Annotated in this window: 26 protein-coding genes and 2 tRNA genes; 12 read left to right on the top strand and 16 right to left on the bottom strand. The window is 60.2% G+C overall.

The annotated features are described in order from the left end of the window. Nucleotides 1-22: 22 nt before the first annotated feature. Entirely contained in the window at nucleotides 23-745 is a 723-nt protein-coding gene (gene hisA, locus ACTG4B_RS06570; RefSeq protein ID WP_439154886.1) for a 1-(5-phosphoribosyl)-5-[(5-phosphoribosylamino)methylideneamino]imidazole-4-carboxamide isomerase, read from the top strand. Here hisA and ACTG4B_RS06565 read toward each other — a convergent pair. Further along, nucleotides 742-1,185, bottom strand: a complete 444-nt coding sequence (locus ACTG4B_RS06565; RefSeq protein WP_439154885.1) for a DUF302 domain-containing protein — start codon at nucleotides 1,183-1,185, stop codon at nucleotides 742-744. The two genes, hisA and ACTG4B_RS06565, sit on opposite strands and share 4 nt — an antisense overlap. A 79-nt stretch (nucleotides 1,186-1,264) precedes the next feature. Here ACTG4B_RS06565 and hisF point away from each other — a divergent pair, with 79 nt between their 5' ends. Then, entirely contained in the window at nucleotides 1,265-2,026 is a 762-nt protein-coding gene (gene hisF / locus ACTG4B_RS06560) for an imidazole glycerol phosphate synthase subunit HisF (RefSeq protein WP_439154884.1), read from the top strand. Beyond that, complete coding sequence (locus ACTG4B_RS06555) at nucleotides 2,023-2,328, top strand: phosphoribosyl-ATP diphosphatase (RefSeq protein ID WP_439154883.1); 306 nt, start codon at nucleotides 2,023-2,025, stop codon at nucleotides 2,326-2,328. The genes hisF and ACTG4B_RS06555 overlap by 4 nt, the downstream gene beginning before the upstream one ends. Here the strand turns inward: ACTG4B_RS06555 and ACTG4B_RS06550 are convergent. From ACTG4B_RS06550 to rlmB, 3 genes are all read right to left on the bottom strand, one after another. Beyond that, nucleotides 2,325-2,792, bottom strand: a complete 468-nt coding sequence (locus ACTG4B_RS06550; protein ID WP_439154882.1) for a CoA-binding protein — start codon at nucleotides 2,790-2,792, stop codon at nucleotides 2,325-2,327. The two genes, ACTG4B_RS06555 and ACTG4B_RS06550, sit on opposite strands and share 4 nt — an antisense overlap. Before the next feature lie 195 nt (nucleotides 2,793-2,987). After that, nucleotides 2,988-3,293, bottom strand: a complete 306-nt coding sequence (locus ACTG4B_RS06545) for a hypothetical protein (protein WP_439154881.1) — start codon at nucleotides 3,291-3,293, stop codon at nucleotides 2,988-2,990. Nucleotides 3,294-3,298: 5 nt separating this feature from the next. Beyond that, nucleotides 3,299-4,075, bottom strand: a complete 777-nt coding sequence (rlmB, locus tag ACTG4B_RS06540) for a 23S rRNA (guanosine(2251)-2'-O)-methyltransferase RlmB (protein ID WP_439154880.1) — start codon at nucleotides 4,073-4,075, stop codon at nucleotides 3,299-3,301. A 144-nt stretch (nucleotides 4,076-4,219) separates the two neighbouring features. On the opposite strand from rlmB, the gene ACTG4B_RS06535 reads away from it, so the two are divergent. Then, nucleotides 4,220-4,303: transfer RNA gene (locus ACTG4B_RS06535), tRNA-Tyr, on the top strand. A gap of 156 nt (nucleotides 4,304-4,459) precedes the next feature. Here ACTG4B_RS06535 and modC read toward each other — a convergent pair. From modC to ACTG4B_RS06510, 5 genes are all read right to left on the bottom strand, one after another. Further along, entirely contained in the window at nucleotides 4,460-5,551 is a 1,092-nt protein-coding gene (modC, locus tag ACTG4B_RS06530; RefSeq protein ID WP_439154904.1) for a molybdenum ABC transporter ATP-binding protein, read from the bottom strand. Then, the gene (gene modB, locus ACTG4B_RS06525; RefSeq protein WP_439154879.1) at nucleotides 5,551-6,246 is read right to left on the bottom strand and encodes a molybdate ABC transporter permease subunit; all 696 of its coding nucleotides are present in this window, start codon (nucleotides 6,244-6,246) and stop codon (nucleotides 5,551-5,553) included. The genes modC and modB overlap by 1 nt, the downstream gene beginning before the upstream one ends. Nucleotides 6,247-6,249: 3 nt before the next feature. Next, the gene (gene modA / locus ACTG4B_RS06520) at nucleotides 6,250-7,020 is read right to left on the bottom strand and encodes a molybdate ABC transporter substrate-binding protein (protein WP_439154903.1); all 771 of its coding nucleotides are present in this window, start codon (nucleotides 7,018-7,020) and stop codon (nucleotides 6,250-6,252) included. Between the two features lie 88 nt (nucleotides 7,021-7,108). Continuing rightward, a complete protein-coding gene (locus ACTG4B_RS06515; protein WP_439154878.1) occupies nucleotides 7,109-7,489 on the bottom strand; it encodes a winged helix-turn-helix domain-containing protein in 381 nt (126 codons plus the stop codon). Between the two features lie 89 nt (nucleotides 7,490-7,578). Continuing rightward, nucleotides 7,579-7,665: transfer RNA gene (locus ACTG4B_RS06510), tRNA-Leu, on the bottom strand. 96 nt (nucleotides 7,666-7,761) lie between these two features. Between ACTG4B_RS06510 and lipB the strand changes: the two genes are divergently transcribed. Next, nucleotides 7,762-8,433, top strand: coding sequence for a lipoyl(octanoyl) transferase LipB (lipB, locus tag ACTG4B_RS06505; RefSeq protein WP_439154902.1), 672 nt, complete (start codon nucleotides 7,762-7,764; stop codon nucleotides 8,431-8,433). A 129-nt stretch (nucleotides 8,434-8,562) separates the two neighbouring features. Here the strand turns inward: lipB and ACTG4B_RS06500 are convergent, their stop codons facing one another. From ACTG4B_RS06500 to ACTG4B_RS06485, 4 genes are all read right to left on the bottom strand, one after another. Continuing rightward, on the bottom strand, nucleotides 8,563-8,922 hold the full coding sequence (locus ACTG4B_RS06500) for a group I truncated hemoglobin (protein ID WP_439154877.1): 360 nt from the start codon (nucleotides 8,920-8,922) through the stop codon (nucleotides 8,563-8,565). 95 nt (nucleotides 8,923-9,017) lie between these two features. After that, nucleotides 9,018-9,677 (bottom strand): winged helix-turn-helix transcriptional regulator, encoded by a 660-nt coding sequence (locus ACTG4B_RS06495; protein WP_439154901.1) that lies wholly within the window; start codon nucleotides 9,675-9,677, stop codon nucleotides 9,018-9,020. A 208-nt stretch (nucleotides 9,678-9,885) separates the two neighbouring features. Further along, nucleotides 9,886-11,016 carry a carboxylate-amine ligase gene (locus ACTG4B_RS06490; protein WP_439154876.1) on the bottom strand — a complete coding sequence of 377 codons (1,131 nt, stop codon included), beginning with the start codon at nucleotides 11,014-11,016 and terminating at the stop codon, nucleotides 9,886-9,888. A gap of 63 nt (nucleotides 11,017-11,079) precedes the next feature. Further along, nucleotides 11,080-11,712: a TIGR02466 family protein gene (locus ACTG4B_RS06485; protein WP_439154875.1), complete on the bottom strand. Its 633-nt coding sequence runs from the start codon at nucleotides 11,710-11,712 to the stop codon at nucleotides 11,080-11,082. A 240-nt stretch (nucleotides 11,713-11,952) separates the two neighbouring features. Here ACTG4B_RS06485 and ctaD point away from each other — a divergent pair, with 240 nt between their 5' ends. The 3 genes from ctaD (at nucleotide 11,953) to ACTG4B_RS06470 (ending at nucleotide 15,151) form a co-directional block, all read left to right on the top strand. Further along, nucleotides 11,953-13,626, top strand: a complete 1,674-nt coding sequence (gene ctaD / locus ACTG4B_RS06480) for a cytochrome c oxidase subunit I (RefSeq protein ID WP_439154874.1) — start codon at nucleotides 11,953-11,955, stop codon at nucleotides 13,624-13,626. Between the two features lie 103 nt (nucleotides 13,627-13,729). Then, complete coding sequence (locus ACTG4B_RS06475) at nucleotides 13,730-14,575, top strand: glycosyltransferase family 25 protein (protein WP_439154873.1); 846 nt, start codon at nucleotides 13,730-13,732, stop codon at nucleotides 14,573-14,575. A 69-nt stretch (nucleotides 14,576-14,644) separates the two neighbouring features. Continuing rightward, entirely contained in the window at nucleotides 14,645-15,151 is a 507-nt protein-coding gene (locus tag ACTG4B_RS06470; protein ID WP_439154900.1) for a DUF2244 domain-containing protein, read from the top strand. Nucleotides 15,152-15,174: 23 nt separating this feature from the next. On the opposite strand, the gene ACTG4B_RS06465 is transcribed toward ACTG4B_RS06470, so the two are convergent. Then, the gene (locus ACTG4B_RS06465) at nucleotides 15,175-15,636 is read right to left on the bottom strand and encodes a GatB/YqeY domain-containing protein (RefSeq protein WP_439154872.1); all 462 of its coding nucleotides are present in this window, start codon (nucleotides 15,634-15,636) and stop codon (nucleotides 15,175-15,177) included. 172 nt (nucleotides 15,637-15,808) lie between these two features. Between ACTG4B_RS06465 and carA the strand changes: the two genes are divergently transcribed. Then, complete coding sequence (gene carA / locus ACTG4B_RS06460) at nucleotides 15,809-16,963, top strand: glutamine-hydrolyzing carbamoyl-phosphate synthase small subunit (RefSeq protein WP_439154871.1); 1,155 nt, start codon at nucleotides 15,809-15,811, stop codon at nucleotides 16,961-16,963. A 102-nt stretch (nucleotides 16,964-17,065) separates the two neighbouring features. After that, nucleotides 17,066-18,835: a glycosyltransferase family 2 protein gene (locus ACTG4B_RS06455; protein WP_439154899.1), complete on the top strand. Its 1,770-nt coding sequence runs from the start codon at nucleotides 17,066-17,068 to the stop codon at nucleotides 18,833-18,835. Here ACTG4B_RS06455 and ACTG4B_RS06450 read toward each other — a convergent pair. Next, nucleotides 18,789-19,442, bottom strand: a complete 654-nt coding sequence (locus tag ACTG4B_RS06450; protein WP_439154870.1) for a GntR family transcriptional regulator — start codon at nucleotides 19,440-19,442, stop codon at nucleotides 18,789-18,791. The two genes, ACTG4B_RS06455 and ACTG4B_RS06450, sit on opposite strands and share 47 nt — an antisense overlap. 101 nt (nucleotides 19,443-19,543) lie before the next feature. On the opposite strand from ACTG4B_RS06450, the gene ACTG4B_RS06445 reads away from it, so the two are divergent. Beyond that, nucleotides 19,544-20,230, top strand: a complete 687-nt coding sequence (locus ACTG4B_RS06445) for a pyrimidine 5'-nucleotidase (protein ID WP_439154869.1) — start codon at nucleotides 19,544-19,546, stop codon at nucleotides 20,228-20,230. Beyond that, nucleotides 20,230-21,420 carry a UbiH/UbiF family hydroxylase gene (locus ACTG4B_RS06440; protein WP_439154868.1) on the top strand — a complete coding sequence of 397 codons (1,191 nt, stop codon included), beginning with the start codon at nucleotides 20,230-20,232 and terminating at the stop codon, nucleotides 21,418-21,420. The genes ACTG4B_RS06445 and ACTG4B_RS06440 overlap by 1 nt, the downstream gene beginning before the upstream one ends. Here ACTG4B_RS06440 and ACTG4B_RS06435 read toward each other — a convergent pair whose 3' ends face one another. Further along, complete coding sequence (locus tag ACTG4B_RS06435) at nucleotides 21,421-22,548, bottom strand: aminotransferase class V-fold PLP-dependent enzyme (protein ID WP_439154867.1); 1,128 nt, start codon at nucleotides 22,546-22,548, stop codon at nucleotides 21,421-21,423. Nucleotides 22,549-22,562: the final 14 nt, after the last annotated feature.

The raw sequence follows: 22,562 nt of genomic DNA, 5'->3' as shown, positions 1-22,562 counted from the left end.
AAACATGCGAAAGGGCGCGCCGATGATCCTCTATCCTGCCATTGATCTGAAAGACGGAAACGCCGTGCGGCTGGTGCATGGGGATATGGACCAGACGACCGTATTTAACGATGATCCGGCGGCGCAGGCGCGCGCCTTTGTCGATGCCGGGTGTGAATGGCTGCATCTGGTCGATCTGAACGGGGCCTTTGCCGGTGAACCCGTCAATGCCGCCCCGGTCGAGGCGATCCTGAAAGCCTGCCCGGTGCCTGCGCAACTGGGCGGCGGTATTCGCGACATGGCAACGATCGAACGCTGGCTGGACAAGGGGCTGGCACGGGTCATTCTGGGCACCGTTGCGGTGGAAAACCCCGATCTGGTGCGGGACGCGGCCCGTGCGTTCCCCGGTCAGGTCGCAGTCGGGCTGGACGCCCGCAATGGCCGTGTCGCGACCCGTGGCTGGGCCGAGGAGACAGATGTGATGGTCACCGATCTGGCCCGCTCGTTCGAGGACGCCGGCATCGCTGCGATCATCTATACAGACATCCTGCGCGACGGCGCGATGAAAGGCCCCAATATTGCGGCCACTGCGGATCTTGCCCGCGCGGTCAGTATCCCCGTCATCGCATCTGGTGGCGTGTCGTCCATGGCTGACCTGCTGGCGCTGCGCGACACTGGCGTGATATCCGGCGCGATTTCGGGGCGCGCGCTTTATGACGGCGCGCTTGATCTGCGGGCGGCCTTGCAGGCGCTGTCGGGCGATTAATGCGCGCTCATCGCGCGGTCGGTCAGCCCGTTCAGCGCGCCGTTGATCCGTGCGATCACTGCGGCATCAGCGGCGATATTCATCCCCGCGAACAGATCCTCTGCCGGGGTCCATGTCATCTGGGTATGTCCATCCGCATCCCGATAGACCAACACCCGCAGCGGCAGGACTAGACCCGCGCGGATGTCATCCTCCATCGCCAGAGTGCCCAGCGCGGGGTTGCCGAAAATCAACAGTTGCGCATCGGGGATGGATTTACCGACGCTTTGCGCACCTGCGGCGTGATCCACACGGGCAAACACGGTGGCACCTGCGCCTGTCACTGCGGCCTCCAGCCCATCGACAGTCTGCGTGACCGACAAGGGCGATTGTTTCGTGACATCCGCGGCCGTGGCCATTGTTGAAAGCCCGATCAGGGCCGGGGCGACCAGATACTTCATCAAGAACTCCTGCTATAGCGTGTCGTACTCTATCACCTTCCCCTTCCCATTTCGCCCTGTTCAGCCTATGGATCACGCCATGTTGAAAACCCGTATCATCCCCTGTCTGGACGTGGCCGATGGCCGTGTCGTCAAAGGCGTCAATTTCGTGGATCTGATCGACGCGGGCGACCCTGTCGATGCCGCGATCGCATATAATGCGGCTGGCGCGGACGAACTGTGTTTTCTGGATATCCATGCGACCCATGAAAACCGCGGCACAATGTATGATCTGGCGACACGCACAGCGGAACAATGTTTCATGCCGCTGACCATCGGTGGCGGGGTGCGCACGCATCATGATGTGCGCAATCTGCTGCTGGCGGGGGCGGACAAGGTCAGTTTCAATTCGGCCGCCGTCGCCGACCCCGATGTGGTGGCCGAGGCCGCGATGCGGTTCGGGTCGCAGTGCATCGTCGTGGCGATTGATGCAAAAACCGTCAGTCCCGGAAAATGGGAGATCTTCACCCATGGCGGGCGCCGGGCAACAGGCATCAACGCGGTGGAATTCGCGCAGACCGTTGTTGAAAAGGGTGCGGGTGAAATCCTGCTGACCTCGATGGATCGGGACGGCACCAAATCGGGGTTCAACATCCCCCTGACCCGCGCAATAGCGGATGCGGTCGATGTGCCGGTGATCGCCTCGGGCGGGGTCGGCACCTTGGATCATCTCGTCGAAGGCGTGACCGAGGGTCATGCATCTGCGGTGCTTGCCGCGTCGATCTTCCACTTTGGCACCTATACAATCGCCGAGGCCAAGGCGCATATGGCGGCCGCTGGCATCCCTGTGAGGCTGACATGACCCTTGACGATCTGGCTGCGATCATCGCCGCACGCAAAACCGCCGACCCCGAGAGCAGCTGGACAGCAAAACTGCTGTCCAAAGGCCCCGAAAAATGTGCCGAGAAATTCGGCGAAGAGGCGGTGGAAGCGATCATCGAGGCGGTGAAAGGCGACAAAGACCGCCTGACATCAGAGGCAGCGGATGTGATCTATCACCTGCTGGTCATGCTGGCCGCGCGCGACGTCCGGCTTGAGGATGTGATGGCCGAACTGGCACGCCGGCAAGGCACATCGGGCATCGCCGAAAAGGCCAGCCGCTAAAGTTTCGACGAAATCACACCGGTATTGAACCCGCCCATGCGCAATTCACCGCACAACCGCTGATATTCAATCTTGGGGCAGCGGTTCTGGATGACATCGACACCGCGCGCCTGGGCCTTTTCTGCGGCCTCTGCATGTTCGACCCCGATCTGCATCCAGATCGTCTGTAAGTCGGGCCAGCGGGCCAGCGCCTCGTCCACGATGGGCGGCACCGCGTCAGAACGGCGAAAGATATCAACCATATCCACATCGTCGGGCACATCCGTCAGCGTGGCATAAACCGTTTCACTCAACAGGGTCTGGCCCGCCAGACCGGGATTGACCGGGATGACGCGATAGCCTTTCAGCCCCAGATAGCGCGCGACGTAATAGCTGGGGCGAACGGGATTGGCGGAAACCCCGACCACGGCAATGGTGCGGGTCCGGTCAAGAATGCGGCGCAGATGCGAGTCGGTATATGTCATGGCGACACATTAGCCCCGAACCGCCTCATAAAAAAGCGCCCGGTTGAACCCGGGCGCAGGTATGGAACGAGGGACAGTGAGGGGAAGCGGCCTGTTCCAGTGGCGCGCTTCCTGACTATTAGATGGGGATCACATCGCCGCGCAAAAGGGTTGATCAGATAATCGTGAACAGCCTGCGCAGTGTGAATGACCGGATCAGTCAAAAATATCCTCCAGTTCGTCCCATATTTCTTCCCATAACTTGCGGGCAAAGCGGCCAACCTTTCGTTTCTTTGCCGGGCGGCGCGGTTGTGCATACTTTGGTTGTTCAGCACGACGGGCCGGGCGGGCGGGCGTCGCCGCAGGCGCGGTGGCCATGCCCGGGGTGACGGGAAACATCTTGAGATTATGCAATGGCGCTGCGCAACTGGCACAGGTCAGTTCATGACGCTCCTTGCCGCGCAGGCGTAACGCTGTGCGGCTGCCGCAGTAACAACAGGTTGCAATCTTGGTCGCTGGCATCGGCTTTACCCCCGTGCAGCATATAGGGCCACCGCCGCTGCATTTGAGACGTTGAGAGAGCCAAATCCGGCCGCTGCGTCAATCCGTACCAGCGCATCGCAGGTCTCTCGCGTCTTTTCGCGCAGCCCCGGCCCTTCGGCCCCCATGACCAGCGCAACGGGCCTGTCGCGTTTCCCTTCAACGGCCGCTTCGATGGTCTGCTCAGCCTCACCGTCAAGGCCCAGCACCAGATAGCCCATCCCCCGCAGCGCCTCCATTGCGTCAGCCAGATTACGCACCCGCAGATAGGGCTGCCGTTCCAGCGCACCGCTGGCCGTTTTCGCCAGCGCGCCGGTTTCCGGGGCCGCGTGGCGCTGCACTGCGACAACCGCGCGCGCGCCGAACACCTCCGCCGATCGCAGGATCGCGCCCACGTTATGCGGGTCCGTCACCCGGTCCAGCAGCACGATCCGGGGTGGGGTTGGCCCCTCGCCCAACGCCACATCCTCAAGGCTGCCCCAATCCAGCGGTTTGACCTCCAGCGCGGCCCCCTGATGCACCGATTGCGGATCAAGCGGTGCTGCAAATTTCCGCGGATCCGAAAGTTCAGGTTCAATTCCCGCCTCTGCCACCGCATCTCCCAGACGCTCCAAGGCGTTGCGGGTGACGACCAGCCGAAGTTTCGTCCGCGCGGGATTCAAAAGTGCATCGCGCACCGCATGCAATCCGAAAAGCCAAACCGTTTCATTGGCCGCCGCCCGCTTGTCCTGCTCTTTTGCGATAACCCACTTTGGCTTTTTCATCTTCTGTCCGATCTGATCCTGATGCTATCGCCAGCCGATACCTGACATCGGTAGCCCTGTGAAGCCAACATGCCCATTGATCGTTCAAACCGCGCGCTTTTGCGGTTGACGCACCATTGGGCCACAGGTAATCAGCCGTTCAGTGGGCGACAGGCCGCAAGGTGTGGCAGGGGACTGTAACTCCCTCGCGGAGACGCACGCCTGGTTCGATTCCAGGGTCGCCCACCATTCTGTTTTCAAACAGTGCCTTAGAACGCTTGGCTTTCCGGTGCGACAAACTGGTGAGACAATCACATGCGTCATGCAGCCTATCCAAGCACCTCTCCGAGCAGGATTTTTACGGCCCGACTGCCATTCCGCCACATTTGCAGACATCGTGCGGTATCATGGCACGCCGACGGCGCCGATGTCCCCTGTGGCGACCGAGACGGTCTTGACGATGGCATGGACGTCGACGCCCGCTGCCAACCCCATCGCCTGCGCCGAACGGCGGGTGATCCGGGCCAATACACGTCCTGCAGCAGTATCCAATGCCACGATTGCGCCGGGACCGTCGCCTGAACGTATGTCGCATATCGTTCCGGGCAGAATGTTGAGCGCCGACAGCCCCTTTGGCCGTGCCCGCGACAGGATCACGTCATGGGCTGCAATGCGCACGCGCAGCATGCTGCCCGGTGCCGCCGCGACGCGCGGCAGAAACAGGGGAATGCCGCCAGCGTCAAGCTCGGTCAGTCCGTCGTCATGGTGGGCGATCACGCGCGCGGTCAATACCGCGCCGGCCTCGCGAGCGCCGGCAGGCAGCACCGCGGGATTGCCCAGCACATCGGCCGCCGGCCCCTGCGCCACGACCCGCCCGGCATCGAGCGCGACGACGGTGGTGGCAAGCCGCGCCACCTCTGACGCGGAATGGCTGACATAGAGGATCGGCACGCTTACCTCGTCGCGCAACCTTTCGAAATAGGGCAAGATCTCGGCCTTGCGCGCCTCGTCCAGTGCGGCGAGCGGTTCATCGGCCAAAATCAGGCGCGGCGCCGAGAGAAGCGCCCGGCCGATGGCGACGCGCTGCTTTTCCCCGCCCGACAGCGCACCGGGACGGCGGTCCAGCAGGGGGCCGATGCCCAACACCTCGACGACATGATCCATATTCTCGCGCGGGGCGTCCCTGGGCGCGAACCACCCGCCGTAAGCAAGGTTTTGCTGAACGCTCAGATGCGGAAACAGCCGCCCTTCCTGAAAGATATACCCCAGTCGGCGGCGATGCGGCCGCAGGCGAATCCCACTCCCGGTATCAAGCAGCACCCAATCGCCTGCGGCGACACGGCCTTCGTCGGGCATCAACAAGCCCGCCACTGCATTCACAATCGTCGTCTTGCCCGAGCCGGATCGGCCAAACAGGACCGTCAACCCAGGCGGTGCCCGGAAATGTGCGTCAAGCGAAAATGCCCCAAAAGAATGGCGGACAGAGACATCCAGCATCATTTCCCCCCCACCCGCACGGCCACCCGCCGCGCGATCAATTCCGACAGCAACAGCGCGCCCATGGCCAGAACGACCGACACGATAACCAGTTTCATGGCAGACCCCTCACCGCCCGGCACCTGCAAGAAGGCGTAGATCGCAGAAGGGATCGTGCGGGTCTGTCCGGGGATGTTGGATACAAAGGTGATGGTGGCCCCGAATTCCCCCATCGCCTTGGCAAAGGCCAGAATCGTGCCCGCGATGATGCCGGGCAGGGCCATGGGCAGGGTGACAGTCAGGAACACCCAGGCGGGTGCGGCCCCCAGAGTGGCACTGGCCTGTTCCAGTTTAGGATCCACAGCCTCGATCGAGAGCCGGATCGCACGCACCATCAGGGGAAAGGCCATCACAGCGGCGGCCACGGCGGCCCCAGTCCAGCGAAAGGCAAAGATAATCCCCCAATCGGCCAGAATACTGCCGACAGGCCCGCGTGTGCCAAGCGTCAGCAACAAAAGATAGCCCGTCACCACCGGCGGCAGGATCAGCGGCAAGTGGACGATACCATTCAATATCTGCTTGCCAGGAAAGGTCCAGCGCGCCAGTGCATACGCAGTGAGGATACCAGGCGGCAAACTGACCAGCGTCGCCCAGAAGGAAACCTGCAAAGAGAGCGCGACTGCTTTCCACTCTTCAGGACCAAGCCAGTCAATCATGCGTTATTGCGCCAGGACAGTGAAACCCTGCCTCTCGAATGCCGCGCGCGCCTGTGCGCCACGCAGATATTCCAGGAACGCGGCCTCTGCCGGGATATCGCGGTTCGCCAGATCCGCCACAGGGTAAATAATGGGCGGATGCGTTTCAGCAGGGAAGGTGCCCACCACGGAAACGCGACCGTCTGCGACCGCATCGGTCGCGTATACGATCCCGTAGGGCGCTTCGCCTGTCGCGACAAAGGCAAGTGCCGCACGGACGTTATCCGCTTGCGCGACCTGCGCCGCGATCCCGTCCCACAGCCCAAGGGCCTCCAGCGATGCCTTGCCGTAGATGCCCGCCGGAACCGCATCGACCAGCGCCATCGCCAGACGGCCATCACCCAGAAGACCGGCAAGGTCCATTCCGGGTTCGATATCGACCGGTGCGGCATCGGCGCCCGCCGCGATCAGCACCATGGAATTGCCAAGCAAGTCGAACCGCGTGCCTTTCTCTACAAGGCCATCCACTTCTAGCACATCCATCCAGCCGGGGTTGGCCGAAATGAAAATGTCGGCGGGCGCACCCTGCTGGACCTGGCGCGCAAGTGCCGAGGAACCGGCGAAGGACATCACCAGATCATGCCCGGTGGCCGTTTCGAAGTCCTCCGCGATCTCGGCCAGCGCGGTCGTCATACTGGTTGCAGCGAAAACAGTAATTTCGTCCGCAAACGCAACGCGTGCGCCACAAACGCCAAGCGCGATCGCAACACCGGTTGTTGCAGCGGCTTTGGCTATGAAGGCAGACTTGGACACCCGCTACACCTTTCAGGGCTGGATATGTTTTGCGAAATACATCGCAGGCAGAAGATCATCCGGTCAAGCGTTATTTTTCGTCGGGAATATCCCTTAACAACCCGCGCAGCGCCGCAAGACGCGCAGCACCCGCTGTTGCTGCCTCGGTCTCAAAGGCGCGATATTGCGCAAGAACCTCGTGCCCGAGGTCGGTCAACACAGCACCACCCCCCCCGGCCCCGCCGCGTGTACTTTTCACCAGCGGCGCGCGAAACATCGTGTTCAGGGCACCGATCAGCTCCCATGCCCGTTTATAGCTCATGCCCATCTCGCGGCCTGCTGCTGCAATCGACCCGCAACGGTCAATCCGTTCAATCAGCTCTGCCTTGCCCGGCCCGATCATCTCGTCCCGGCCAAAGACGATGCGCATGCGAACCTGCGGCGCAGGCGGGCGGTGTGGGTGTGATGTCATGGCGCCCGACATGCCGGAAATTCTTTTCCGAGGCAAGCACCAGGAGTGGCCAGATCGGATGCCTGCGCTGCGTGGGATACCAACCTGCCTGGTGCGGTCGGGGGGACTCGAACCCCCACGAGTGTTACCTCACAGCGACCTCAACGCTGCGCGTCTACCAATTCCGCCACGACCGCAAAACCATGGTTCGGTAGCCGGGTCTGTAACCAACTGCCTTGCCCTTCTCAAGTGCAAAAATCGGCGCGGGGGTGACAAAGGCTGCAGCTGCGGTCATATCCGCATCAAAGAAGGAAACGATCATGCCGGAATGGATCATCAGTGACGGGCTGACGCCATATGCCGATGCGCTGGCGTTCATGGAGACGCGCGTCGATGCCATCGCGAGGGGCGCGGCTGATGAATGCATCTGGCTGCTGGAACATCCCCCCCTTTATACCGCCGGCACATCCGCCAAAGCCGCCGATCTGATCGACCCGCACCGGTTTCCGGTGCACCAGGCGCGACGCGGCGGCGAATACACCTACCACGGCCCGGGCCAGAGGGTCGTCTACGTCATGCTGGACGTCGGCAAACGCGGCCGCGACGTGCGCCGTTTTGTGCAGTGTCTAGAGGCATGGGTGATCGCCACGCTGGAGACATTCAACGTCAAGGGCGAAATCCGTCAAGGCCGCGTCGGCGTCTGGGTCCAGCGGCCTGACAAGCCGTTGCAGCCCGACGGACAACCGGCCGAAGACAAGATCGCCGCCCTTGGCATCCGCCTGCGCAAATGGGTGTCGTTCCACGGCCTGTCGATCAACGTGGACCCCGAACTGGGGCATTTCGACGGCATCGTCCCCTGCGGCATCAGCGCCCACGGCGTCACATCACTGGTCGATCTGGGCCTGCCCGTAACGATGGACGATCTGGACGTGGCGTTGCGGCAGACGTTTGATGAGGTGATGTAGCGGGGCTGACCATGGAGTTTTTCAGCGTATGGCAAGCACAATCCGCGCTACGTCGCAGCCGGCGCCATATTGCAGAAAGCGATCAGGGAAGCTCTGGTGATGCCTCTGCCAAATCATGTGTCCTGCCCTTCACACACCAACGACCTCGGGGCGAAGCGTGTGGAAGATATAGAGAACCTCGGACTTCTCACGATCCCCCACGCCGGCATTCGTCAGTGCCTTCATCAGATCATCAACGGCAGCCATATATTCGTTGTCGGAAATGTTCATGTGTTTGTGGGCACTCAGCATATCCAACCCATTATAATTGTTGGGGCCGCCAGAACCCATCGAGAAGAAATCCGTTGCCTTCTTCTTCATAGCGATCACATCGCTGCCGGCGAAGCGCTTACCGATCAGTGGGTTGGCAATGTGGTTATCGACGAGGTCGGATGCAATCCGCGCAATTGCCTCTGCGCCTCCGAGGCGAGAATAAAGGGTATCGGTCATGACTTTCTCCATCGTCTTGGGGTTTCCTGACAAGCAGTGCAAGAAACAGGGCGATACCGATAGTCCTGAAACTGGACTCCCCCACTACACGACGACTAACCAATAATCTTCTTCTGGGCGGCGAAATGACTCAGGCCCAACCATTGTGTCATGGATCGGGCCAATGCTGGGTCGCCATCAAATATCAGTTGCGATTGCGAGTCTTTCACCGAAGACAACCCCATCCAGATCGCCGTCATTGTCTTGAGATCCGTGGTGACCCATAGGTCGACATCAAAACCCGGATCTTTTGCACAGAGATCGACTTCGACCTTTGCTTCGGGATCAATGATAAGCCACCAATCCCGGCGATTGGCGGAAAGTTCTGGATAGCGAAACTGAATGACGGTCCGTTGCGATGGCAGCGGCGCGGGATTGATGTTGCGCCGCATGTCCCACATGAGAAGTGAGGGATCCAGGTTCTCAAGTGAAGCCTGCGTTTCGACCCATTTCTGCCCCCAGATACCGAAAGATTCCACGATCTGTTTCAGGTCTTTCCCGGCTGTCGTCAGCTGATATTCATGAATGCCCACTTCATCAGCCACAGGTCTGCGGGTGATGATCCCGGCAGCTTCGAGTTCCTTAAGCCGTTGTGACAAAAGTGTGGGAGACATCCGGGGAACGCCGCGTCGCAGGTCGCCGAACCTTGTGGAGCCCGCCACAAGTTCACGGATTAGGACCATAGTCCATCTGGTGCAAAGCACTTCGGATGCCATTGCGACCGGGCAAAACTGCCCGTAGCTCCCTCTCGTCATTCAAGCGACCTCCAACGGCCAGGATGACCCGATGTCGCAGCCTAGCACCGTTTACGCCCAACACCATCAGAATTCAGCGCAGCGTTTCCTACGAAAACCGAGCCGCAACATGCATGTTTTCAAGTCGTTCCGGACATCGGCTCTCGCTTGCTCTGCACCGCCATTCGGTTCACACACCTGCATGAAACTCCCCGATCAGCGATGACACCACCGCCTGCATCGCCTCGTGCGGTGTCGCGCCACGGGCAAGGGCTGCATCGCGGGCGGCGCGTTGGCGGTCGGCGCTGGTGCCATGTGCCACGATATCACCGATGCGGGCGACCTCGGCCGTGCAGTCAAGTGCGGCGGCATCCTCGGCGATCAACTCCAGCAGGTCATCGGCGACTTGCGTGAAGGGGATCAGGCATTTTTCGCCGAAATCGATCTGCCCTTCCGACACGCCATAGCGCTGTGCGCGCCAGCGGTTCTCGGCGATCATGAAATTCTGAACGACCCGCCAGCCGTCGCCATCGCGGTTGCGCCGCCAGATCATCCGCGTCAGGCACTGGGTCAGCGCGGCCAGTGTCAGTGTCACCTCCAGCCTGGGCGCCACGTCGCAGATGCGTGATTCGATGGTAGGGAAATTGGCGGACGGGCGCAGGTCCCACCAGATCTTCGAGGCATCCTCGATCAGCCCCAGGTCGACCAGCGTTTGCACTGTCGATTGGTATTCGGCCCAGTCTGTCATGCGCGGCGGCAGTCCGGTGCGCGGCATATTGTCGAACACCGACAGCCGGTAGGATTGCATCCCCGTATCCTCGCCCTGCCAGAAAGGCGATGATGTGGACAACGCGTGCAGATGCGGCAGAAAGTATTTCAGCTGGTTGATCAGGCGGATCCGTTCTTCGTTATCGGGAATGCCCACATGCACATGCATGCCGCAGATCAGCATCCGCCGGGCGACCCCGGCCAGTTCCCGATGCAGCGCGTTATAGCGTTCCTTGTCGGTATGAACCTGGTTTTTCCAGTCCCCGAACGGGTGACAGGACGCCGCAATCGGGGCCAGACCGAAATCAGCCGCATGGCGGGCGACCGTGCGGCGCAGATTGCGCAGGTCAGTGCGGGCCTCGGCGATGGTGTGGCAGATGCCTGTCCCGATCTCGATCTGGCATTGCAGGAATTCGGGGCTGACCTGCCCTTTCAGATCCGCCTTGCAGGCGGTGATCAGCGCGTCAGGCGCGCTGGCCAGCGCCATTGTGGTCGGATCCACCAGCAGGTATTCTTCTTCAATACCGATGGTGAACGGCGGCATATCCTGCATGATGGTGCCCCTTTTCGATCTTGGCCCAGCAAAGCAGCCCGAAAGGCGCCGCGCAAGCCCGGATCAATCCACCGCCTTATCGCGCACCTTTTTGAAGGTCGCGTTAAAGGCAATGGTCACGCGTTCCTGCGGCGTTTCGTTGGGATAGACCCAATGCACCAGGTAAGACGGAAAAATCACGATCTCGCCCGGTTGCGGACGGATCCGCCGTTTCGGGCGGAAGGCCTTTGCCCCAAGTATCCGCCAGTTCGGCAGGTCCGACCGCGGATCCAGAAATTCGATCATCCCGGATGTGCCGTCTTCCACTGCGGGCTGGGCCACGTAGTAGACGCCGGACCAATGGGCACCGGGGTGCGTATGGGGCGCATTAAAGCCGCCGGGCGGGTTGATGTTCATCCAGCCGAACAGTTTCAGCCGCAGCGTATCTGGGTCAGCCGTGGCCTTGACCTTGTGATTTGCGGCCGCGATCGCCTGTTCGACTGCCTTGCGCAAGGTAACGATGCAGGCGGCGTCACTGTTCAGCAGATTGCCCTGCGAATGCCACCCGCCCTTGTTGGACTTTGCCACCCCTTTATCCAGCGCCCGCATCCGCGCGCCTTCGGCCATCAACGCCGCATCAAGGGCTGCGTGATCATCTACAACAAATCGCAGAAGCGGTGTTGAAAACAGCGTTTCAGATCTTTCGAGCTGTATCATCAGGTTCCCCTTCTGTGGCCAGGAAACAAATTACCACGAAAAGGCCACCAGACAAGCGCGCTGTTGCGGGCTTGTCACGACAGCCCCGTGCAGTACCCCCGTGCACTGCGCCAATTTACCCCATGCATAAAAGCGCATCCATTATTGCTCCTTTCATGACAACCGATTACTAACACCCCAATTGCGTGCCGGTTTCTGAATCGGTGCGCTGAGGAAGTAGCCAACACGAGGAGTGCCACAATGGCAGATGCAGCCATCCACGGCGACGCACACGAAGACGAGCGGGGGTTCTTTACCCGCTGGTTCATGTCAACCAACCACAAGGATATCGGTATCCTGTACCTGTTCACCGCAGGTGCGCTGGGTTTCGTATCGGTCGCCTTTACGGTTTATATGCGTTTGGAACTGATGCACCCCGGCGTGCAATACATGTGCATGGAAGGGGCGCGGTTCATTGCTGATTCCGCTGCGACCTGCACACCGAACGGTCACCTGTGGAACGTCATGATCACCTATCACGGTGTCCTGATGATGTTCTTTGTGGTTATTCCCGCGCTTTTCGGCGGTTTCGGCAACTATTTCATGCCACTGCAAATCGGCGCACCAGATATGGCGTTTCCGCGTCTGAACAACCTGTCCTACTGGATGTTCGTGGCCGGTGCGTCGCTGGGTGTCGCATCCATGCTGGCCCCCGGCGGCAATGGTCAGCTTGGCTCCGGTGTGGGCTGGGTGCTGTATCCGCCGCTGTCCACGTCCGAAGGCGGGATGTCGATGGATCTGGCGATCTTTGCGGTTCACCTGTCGGGTGCCTCTTCGATCCTGGGTGCGATCAACATGATCACCACCTTCCTGAACATGCGCGCGCCCGGCATGACAATGCACAAGGTTCCGCTGTTTGCATGGTCGATCTTCGTGACTGCATGGCTGATCCTTCTGGCCCTGCCCGTTCTGGCCGGTGCGATCACCATGCTGCTGACCGACCGCAACTTCGGCACGACCTTCTTTCAGCCTGAAGGCGGCGGTGACCCGATCCTGTATCAGCACATCCTGTGGTTCTTTGGTCACCCCGAAGTCTACATCATCATCATTCCCGGCTTTGGCATCATCAGCCACATCATCGCAACCTTCAGCCGCAAGCCGATCTTTGGCTACCTGCCGATGGTCTATGCGATGGTGGCCATCGGTGTTCTGGGGTTTGTCGTCTGGGCACACCACATGTACACCGTCGGCATGTCGCTGACCCAGCAAAGCTATTTCATGCTGGCCACGATGGTCATCGCGGTGCCGACAGGGGTGAAAATCTTTAGCTGGATCGCAACGATGTGGGGCGGTTCGGTGGAATTCAAGGCACCCATGCTGTGGGCCTTTGGTTTCCTGTTCCTGTTCACTGTGGGCGGTGTGACCGGTATCGTGCTGTCGCAGGCCGGGATCGACCGGGTGTATCACGACACTTACTATGTCGTTGCACACTTCCACTATGTGATGTCGCTAGGTGCCGTCTTCGCGATCTTTGCAGGCATTTACTTTTACCTGCCCAAGATGTCTGGCCGCATGTATCCTGAGTGGGCGGCCAAGCTGCACTTCTGGATGATGTTCATCGGTGCGAACCTGACATTCTTCCCACAGCACTTCCTGGGTCGTCAGGGCATGCCACGCCGTTACATCGACTACCCCGATGCATTCGCTACATGGAACCTTGTCTCCAGCTGGGGTGCCTTCCTGTCATTCGCGTCATTCCTGTTCTTCATCGGGATCCTGTTTTACACGCTCTTGGCCGGACGGCGCGTAACAGAAAACAACCCCTGGAACGAATATGCCGATACGCTGGAATGGACACTTCCATCCCCTCCGCCAGAGCATACGTTCGAAACACTGCCCAAGCAGTCCGATTGGGACAAGACCCACGCCCATTGACGCGGACGTGCGATGTTTACACAGTCAAAAAGCCCCGCTGGACGAGCGGGGCTTTTTTTAAATCAAGGTCAGGCCGCGAATTACCATGCCGCTTCATGCACACATGCAAACCAATGCCGTCACGATATCGCACTATTACATCAACCTTGATAGCAGCCCGGCCCGGCGTGCGCATATGGAAAGCTTGTTCCAGAAAATCGGTATCACTGCACAGCGTATTCAGGCGGTTGACGGCCAGCAGCTGACCGATGACGCATGCCGATTGATCAATCCCACAAGACCGGGATTTCGCACCCTGTCCAAGCCCGAAGTCGGATGTTTTCAAAGTCACCGCAGAGCATGGCAGCACATTGTCGATGGGCCACATGAATGGGGATGTGTCTGCGAGGATGACCTCACATTTTCAGACGATATCCGGCCTTATCTGACTGACACTGCCTGGATTCCCGCAGGTATTGCGCTGGTCAAACTGGAAAGTGTTCCACAGCAGCGGGTTCTGGTCAGCAAACGCCAGATCCCACTTGCTGATGGTCGTGTCCTCGCCAGTCTGGGCTCGACTAGTTTTGGCACCGGATTTTATCTTTTGACACAAGACGTCGCCGCTGGCTTTCTGGCCGCGACCGAACAGTGCGTCATGCCTGTCGACCATGTGCTTTTTGATCCCTTGCATGCCGCCCTGCCGGGTTTGGCTGCCTTTCAGGTCATTCCTTCGGTCGGTATTCAGCAAGTGGTGCTGGATGGTCCCGCGTTTCTGCCTGCAGGCGCAGAGGTTTCCGGGCTCGAGGCAGGGCGTGTGCGCGCCAAAGATATGACAAGAAAGATCCGCGGCCTTGCCAAGCTAAAACGCGAATTGCTGCGGCCTTTCCGGCAGTTCATCACACTTACAGACCCTTTGTGGCGCCCCTTGTTTTCGCGCTATCAATGGCAAAATATCCATTTTCGGCGCTGAACAGTGACAGTTTCACGCATGGCAGGCTGGCACATTGCAGGCCATCTTGCGACAAACGAAGGTGAAACGATGCCCTACGAATGGACCCCACCCCCGCCACATGACACATCGGATTGGCAACTAAGCCTATGGCCTTACCGATCGCTGCTGCGCCGTGATTTCGTGCTGTTCATCGGTGCGACCGCAATGATCGTCTCGCTTCCCTTGATCACAGTGCTGGGCACAGCTGTGCTATGGGGGTTGTTGCCGTTTTTTCTATTGATGCTGTGGGGGCTGTGGACTGCACTGAATGTCAGCTACAAGCGCGGCGAGGTGCTCGAGGAATTGTCCGTCGATGAAACAACCGCCCATCTGACACGCCACAACCCCAAAGGCCCCCCACAGGAATGGGAGGCGAACCGCCATTGGGTCACGGTGCATCTGCACCCAAAGGGGGGACCAGTTGACAACTACATCACATTGCGCGGCGGCGACCGAGAGGTCGAGATCGGCGCATTTCTGGATGCCGAGGAACGCCTGGCGCTTTACGATGAACTGAAGCGTTCACTCCGCGACGGCGCGCGCCAAGGCCCGTGACATTGCCCCGCAGCGGCAAGGACCTATCCCAAATGCGCCTTGACCAATGGCCCGGCCTTGGCGAAATCCATACGGCCCATGTAGCGCGCTTTTAGCGCCGCCATCACCTTGCCCATGTCCCGGATGCTTGATGCACCAACTTCGGCAATGGCGGCGTCGACGGCTTTTTCGACCTCTTCGTTGCTTAGCTGCTTTGGCAGGAAATCTTCGATCACCTTGATTTCCGCACGTTCCTTTTCGGCCAGTTCAAGCCGCCCACCTTCTTCGTAGGCACGTGCACTTTCCAGCCGCTGCTTGACCATGCGCCCCATGATGGCCAGCACATCGTCGTCCGTCACGCCGCTTGCCTCGTCTGCGGTGCCGCGCTGTGCGATGTCGCGATCCTTGATGGCGGCGTTGATCAGTCGCAAGGTCGACAGACGATCAACCTCTTTCGATTTCATTGCATCTTTCAGGGCTGCATTGACCCGGTCACGCATGTCCATGAAAACTCCTGCTCATGTTCGTCAGACGAAGCCGCATCTTACTGTGGCCCCCCCCCGGTGACAAGCGCGGCTTGCCTTACGTCATCCCTTGTTTGCAAGGGGCCATTCCTGCCTTGACCCTGCGCGCCCACCCCCGTAAACCCTGCCCAATTTGACCAACAGGAGAGTTCGCATGACGCAGAAACCGACAGCCTGCCTGGCGCTTGCGGATGGCACGCTCTTTTATGGGATGGGCTTTGGAGCGACGGGCGAGACCGTCGCCGAGCTGTGTTTCAACACGGCGATGACCGGCTATCAGGAAATCATGACCGACCCGTCCTATGCAGGCCAGGTCGTGACCTTTACCTTTCCCCATATCGGCAACACAGGCGTGAACCCCGAAGACGATGAAACCGCCGATCCGGTAGCCGAGGGTATGATCGTCAAATGGGATCCGACCCATGCGTCAAGCTGGCGCGCGACCGAAGAGCTGGGCCCATGGCTGGCCAAGCGCGGGCGCATCGGCATGGGCGGCGTTGACACGCGCCGCCTGACCCGCGCGATCCGCCAGCAGGGCGCGCCGCATGTGGCGCTGGCGCATGATCCGGACGGCAATTTTGACATTGCCGCGCTGGTGCAGAAGGCACGAGGGTTTTCCGGGCTTGTCGGGCTGGATCTGGCCAAGGATGTGACCTGCGCGCAATCCTATCACTGGGACCAGATGCGGTGGGCCTGGCCCGAAGGCTACAAGGCTCAGGATAACCCCCGGCGCAAGGTTGTCGCCATTGATTTCGGCGCGAAACGCAACATCCTGCGCTGCCTTGCCAGTGCAGGATGTGACGTGACTGTCATGCCTGCCACGGCAACGGCAGCGGATGTGCTGGCACTGAACCCTGACGGTGTGTTCCTGTCAAATGGGCCGGGTGACCCAGCGGCAACCGGCAGCTATGCGGTGCCGATGATCAAGGGCGTTCTGGACAACGATCTGCCGGTCTTTGGTATCTGCCTTGGGCATCAGATGCTTGCCCTGGCGCTGGGGGCCAAGACCGTCAAGATGAACCACGGCCACCACGGCGCGAACCACCCCGTCAAGGACATGGAAACCGGCAAAGTTGAAATAACCTCTATGAACCATGGGTTTACCGTGGACAGCCAGACATTGCCTGCCGGCGTCGTGGAAACCCATGTTTCCCTGTTTGACGGCAGCAACTGCGGCATACGCATGGCCGACAGGCCGGTCTTCAGCGTGCAGTATCACCCAGAGGCCAGCCCCGGACCGCAAGACAGCTATTACCTGTTCGACCGTTTCGTGCAGGCAATGGATGACAGGGCCCTTGTCGCGGGGTAAACGGCGCTTTTCTTGTGGGTTAACTGATCCTTAACCACGCGCTGACATGTTCTGTCCTGCAAGACAGGATATGGCATGGTAAACTTTGGCGCGACCGCACAGGTGTTGGATACGGCGACCGACGGTTGCATCGGGGCTGATGATATATCCCGATATGTGACGGCCAGACAGCTTGCGGCGCATCGGCAGACTCTGCTTGTCAACCCGGTTGCCCAACCACCCGACCGCCGCCTTGTCGCCCGTTACGGGCCTGCGACCTGTTTGCAAAATGGACTGATGCCATGGCGTAAGGTGGGGAAGGCCACTGTCATCCTAACCACTGAACCGGACAGGTTCGCCCGACACCGCAAGGATTTGCGGACCCACTTTGGCGCCTTGCGGGTTGCGATGACGACGCAAGACCAACTTGACCGATATATCACTGCACACTTTCGTCGCGAATTGGTTACACGCGCAGAAACGCGTGTGCCTGCGGGCCAAAGCTGTCGGGGGTGGAATAATAGGGCTGCTCTCTTCATGTGGATTTTGGTCTGCGGTGGATTGCTGCTGTGCGCTCTGCTGGCCCCGACCGCGATACTTGCGGTATTCACGGCCTATGCGATGGGTGTTCTTGCGCTGAATACGCTGTTAAGGGCTGCCGCTGCGCAGATAGGGCAGCGTGACGCGCAAGATGCGCGACCAAATGCTGCCCCTTTCAAGCGACCTGTCATTACAATGCTGGTGCCGCTTTATAAAGAAACAGCCATTGCCGATCATTTACTGCGGCGGTTGCGCGCGATGGACTATCCACGCGACCGGCTGGATATCTGTCTGGTGCTGGAAGCCAGCGACAAGACGACCCGCGCGACGTTAAGCCAGACAAGATTACCCAGCTACATTCGTGCGATCGTCGTGCCAGAAGGAACGATCAAGACAAAACCACGCGCGCTGAACTATGCGCTGGATTTCGCACGTGGTAGCATCATCGGTGTCTGGGATGCCGAAGATGCGCCCGCCCCTGACCAGTTACACATTGTTGCCCGCCATTTTGCCACAAGCGGGCCGCAGGTGGCTTGCCTGCAAGGGGCATTGGATTACTACAACGCCGACGCCAACTGGCTGACGCGCTGTTTCACCGTGGAATACGCAGGCTGGTTCCGCGTCATCCTGCCGGGGCTGCAACGGATGGGGCTCGTGGTGCCGCTGGGGGGGACAACCCTGTTTTTCCGGCGTGACGCGCTGATGGCACTGGGCGGTTGGGATGCCCACAATGTTACCGAAGATGCCGATCTGGGCGTGCGGCTGGCAAGGCACGGCTATACCACTGCCCTGATCCCCACCGTCACAGAGGAAGAGGCAAACGGCCGCACCTGGCCGTGGATCAAGCAGCGGTCGCGCTGGCTCAAGGGGTATGCGATGACCTATGCTGTGCATATGCGCAACCCTGTGGGGTTGTGGCGTGATCTGGGGGCCTGGCGGTTTTTCGGGCTGCAACTGTTGTTCATGGGCACATTGTCCCAATTCGTGCTGGCCCCGCTATTGTGGACATTCTGGCTGTTGCCCTTCGGGTTTGAACACCCGCTGCAAGGACTCATCCCGGATTGGGCGTTCTGGGCTTTCGCCGGGCTGTTTGTTACATCAGAAATCGTGGGGTTTGCCGTGGCGGCCGTGGGTCTGCGCAAGGCGGGCAAAACCCGGCTGATCAAATGGGCTGTCACACTGCAACTGTATTTCCCGCTGGCTGCCATTGCCGCCTACAAGGGGCTGTTTGAACTGGCGACCAAACCGTTCTACTGGGACAAGACGGCGCATGGCATCCTGTTGCCCGCCAACACGTCGGATGTCGCTACTCTGCCGCCTCTACTGCTTCTGCATCCAGTTTCAGACGGGTGACGAAAGCCTTGGAAATATGCGCGCGCAGCGCAGCGTAGGCGGCATCGCCATCGCCTGCTTCGATCGCTTCGACGATGCGCGCGTGTTCTTCCAAGGTGCCTGTCGTACGCCCTTCGGCAGCCAGAGACGTCGTGGCCAGCAATGCCATGGACCGATGCACAAGGTCCAGCTGCTGCACCAGATAACGATTGTGCGATGCCAGATGGATCTGCTTGTGAAACCGCCTGTTCGCCCGGCTCAACGCTTGCGGGTCGCCCACCAGTTTCTTGTCATCCTCCAGCATGTCGCGCAGCACACGGACCTCTTCGGGGGTGGCATGGCGTGCAGCCAGCCTTGCCGCCAGACCCTCAAGCTCTCCGCGAACGACGTAAAGTTCGGACAGCTGCGAATGATCAAGCGATGCGACAATCAGCGACCGCCCGTCACGGGTCAGCAGGGATTGGGTTTCCAGTCGCTGCAAGGCTTCGCGGATGGGTGTGCGCGATACACCGAACCGTTCGGCAAGTTCGCTTTCAACAAGCCGGTCACCGGGTTTGTAGATATGGCTGTCGATCGCTTCGAGGATCAGGGTATAGGCGTCTTTGTGCGGCGTGCGCGGATCATGCATCTGGTCTGGCCTTATGTAATTGCGACAACATAGGCCCGCAGGGCCCCTGCAATCAAGCCAAAGCGATTGCACAGACCTTCTCACGGTCCTAATCTGACCTCATGGTTGCGACGCATTTCACGCATGTCGACACGTGGGTCTTTGATCTGGACAACACGCTTTATCACCCCTCGGCGGGGCTGTTTGCGTTGATGGATGCACGATTTTCGGCTTATGTGACGCGCCTGACGGGGATGGATGGCGACCGGGCAATACAGCTTTGCGGGGACTACTGGCGCAGCCACGGGTCCACACTGGCCGGGCTCATGGCGGATTATGACGTTGATCCGCATGAATTTCTATCCGATGTCCACGACATAGACATCAGCCACCTGAGGCCCGATCCGGGGCTGGCCGGCGCTCTCTCTGCACTGCCCGGACGCAAGGTGGTGTTTACCAACGGATCGCACAACCATGCCAAACGGGTGCTGGCCGCACGCGGCCTGACGCGGCAGTTCGACGCAGTTTATGGCGTGGAACACGCGGATTTCAAACCAAAGCCGACCGAGGCTGCTTTCAGCGCTGTTTTCGCCAAAGACGGGATCGCCCCGCAGAAATCCGCCATGTTCGAGGATGAGGCGCGCAATCTGGCGGTGCCGCATATGATGGGCATGCGCACGGTCCATGTGCATCCCCAGCCTGATATTGCCGTTCACATCCACCACCACACCAATGACCTGACAGGCTTTCTGTCGCAGGTGGCACGCCCGGGCTTTCCACCGCATGCCAAGCGGCCTATCTCCGCATAATGAAACATTATGCGACCGATATTCTGATTTCTGGCGGCGGCGTCGCTGGCCTGACAGCGGCAGCGGCCTTTGGCACGGCGGGTTTTTCCGTCACCATCGTGGACCCAACCCCGCCAATCACAGCGCAAGAGGCGGATGGCGCCGACCTGCGCACAACGGCGTTTCTGCAGCCCGCGCAACAGTTTCTGGCCACGGCGGGCCTGTGGGACAGGCTGGCACCCCATGCCACCGCCTTGCAGGTCATGCGCATCGTGGATGCGGCCGCCGAACCGCCGATTGTGCGCGATTTCAACGCAACCGATATTTCCGAAAAACCGTTCGGCTGGAACCTGTCGAATTGGCTGTTGCGCCGTGAAATGGTGGCGCGGCTGGCGGAATTGCCCAATGTCGATTTCCGGCCGGGCACCGGATTCGCCCGCATGGTCGCCCGCACGGCAGAGGCGCTTGTGACGCTCAGCGATGGCAGCCGGATTGCCGCAAAACTGGTCATCGGGGCCGACGGGCGCAATTCGCCCGTGCGTCTAGCAAACGGGATTGACGTGAAAACAATGCGTTATGGTCAAAAGGCCGTCACCTTTGCCGTGACCCACGACGCACCGCATGACAATATTTCGACCGAAATCCACCAATCTGGCGGCCCGTTTACGCTTGTGCCGCTGCCAGATCACCATGGAAAACCCTGTTCAGCGGTTGTCTGGATGGACAGCGGCGCGGAAATTGCCCGCCTTGCCACCCTGCCCGATGCCGAGTTCGAGGCCGCAGCAAGCGCCCGGTCCGCCTATCACTATGGCCTGTTGACGCTGGCATCGCGGCGCATGGTCTGGCCGATCATCAGCCAGATCGCACAAGCCATCACCGCCCCGCGCACCGCCTTGGTGGCGGAGGCCGCGCATGTGATGCCGCCCATCGGCGCGCAGGGGCTGAACATGTCGCTACGTGATCTTGATTGCCTGCTGGAACTGGCGCAGGCGGCACCCGACAGGCTCGGCAGCGCGCAAATGCTGGATAGCTACGCCCGCCGCCGCCATCCTGACATTCGGTTGCGCGTGACCGGAATAGATGCGCTGAACCGCGCGTCCATCGCGGGCAGCCCGCTGGTGCAAGACCTGCGCGCGCGGGGGATCACAGCGCTGCACGGGGTCACACCTGTGCGCCGCACGCTTATGCAAATGGGCCTTGGCGCGCGTTAGTCAAAGCACGCGGTCCAGCACCGGCACCAGCCGCGCCAGCGTGCCATCCACATCATAGAGCTTGTCCAACCCGAACAGCCCCAGCCGGAAGGTGCGGAAATCGGCAGGTTCATCGCATTGCAGCGGCACACCTGCGGCGATCTGCATGCCTTCGGCTGCAAATTTCGACCCGTTCTGAATATCTGGGTCATCGGTATAGCTGACCACGACACCCGGCGCGCCAAAGCCTTCGGCGGCGACCGATGGCACGCCCTTGTCCGCCAGCACCTTGCGCACCGCATTGCCCAGCGCCCATTGCTGTTCCTTCAGCTTGTCAAAACCATAAGATTTCGTCTCGACCATCGTGTCGCGGAACGCCCGCAGCCCGTCTGTCGGCATTGTCGCATGATAGGCGTGACCGCCGTTTTCATAGGCTTGCATGATGGCGTGCCATTTCTTGAGGTCCATCGTGAACGAATTCGACGTGGTGTCCGCCATCCGGTCCACCGCACGCTGCGACATCATGACCAATCCGGCGGAAGGTGTCGCCGACCACCCCTTTTGCGGGGCGGAAATCAGCACATCGACACCTGTCGACTTCATATCCACCCAGACGCAGCCCGACGCGATACAATCAAGCACCATGATCGCACCGACCGCATGGGCGGCATCGGCAAGGGCTGTCAGGTAATCATCCGGCAGGATGATCCCGGCGGATGTTTCCACATGCGGGGCGAACACCACATCCGGTTTGGCGGCATGGATGGCCGCCACGACCTCTTCGATCGGGGCGGGAGCAAAAGGGGCGCGGGTATCATTGCCCGCTTGCCGCGCCTTCATTACCGTGGTTTGCGCGGTGAACTGGCCCGCATCGAAAATCTGGGACCAGCGATAGGAAAACCAGCCATTGCGCACGATAAAGGCATGGGCGTCTGTACCGAACTGGCGCGCCACGGCCTCCATCCCGTAGGTACCGCCGCCGGGCACAAGGGCGACGTGATCGGCGTGATACACCTCTTTCAGCATGGCCGAGATATCGGTCATAACACCCTGAAACGCCCGTGACATATGATTCAGCGACCGGTCGGTGAACACCACAGAGAATTCCATCAGACCGTCAGGGTCTACCGTATTTTTCATACCATCCATGTCGCTCTCCATCC

Source organism: Yoonia sp. (assembly GCF_965660735.1).
In the GTDB taxonomy this organism is placed as follows: Bacteria; Pseudomonadota; Alphaproteobacteria; order Rhodobacterales; family Rhodobacteraceae; genus Yoonia.
Note: the sequence above shows the minus strand (reverse complement) of the source record. Positions and strands in the feature narration are given on the sequence as shown.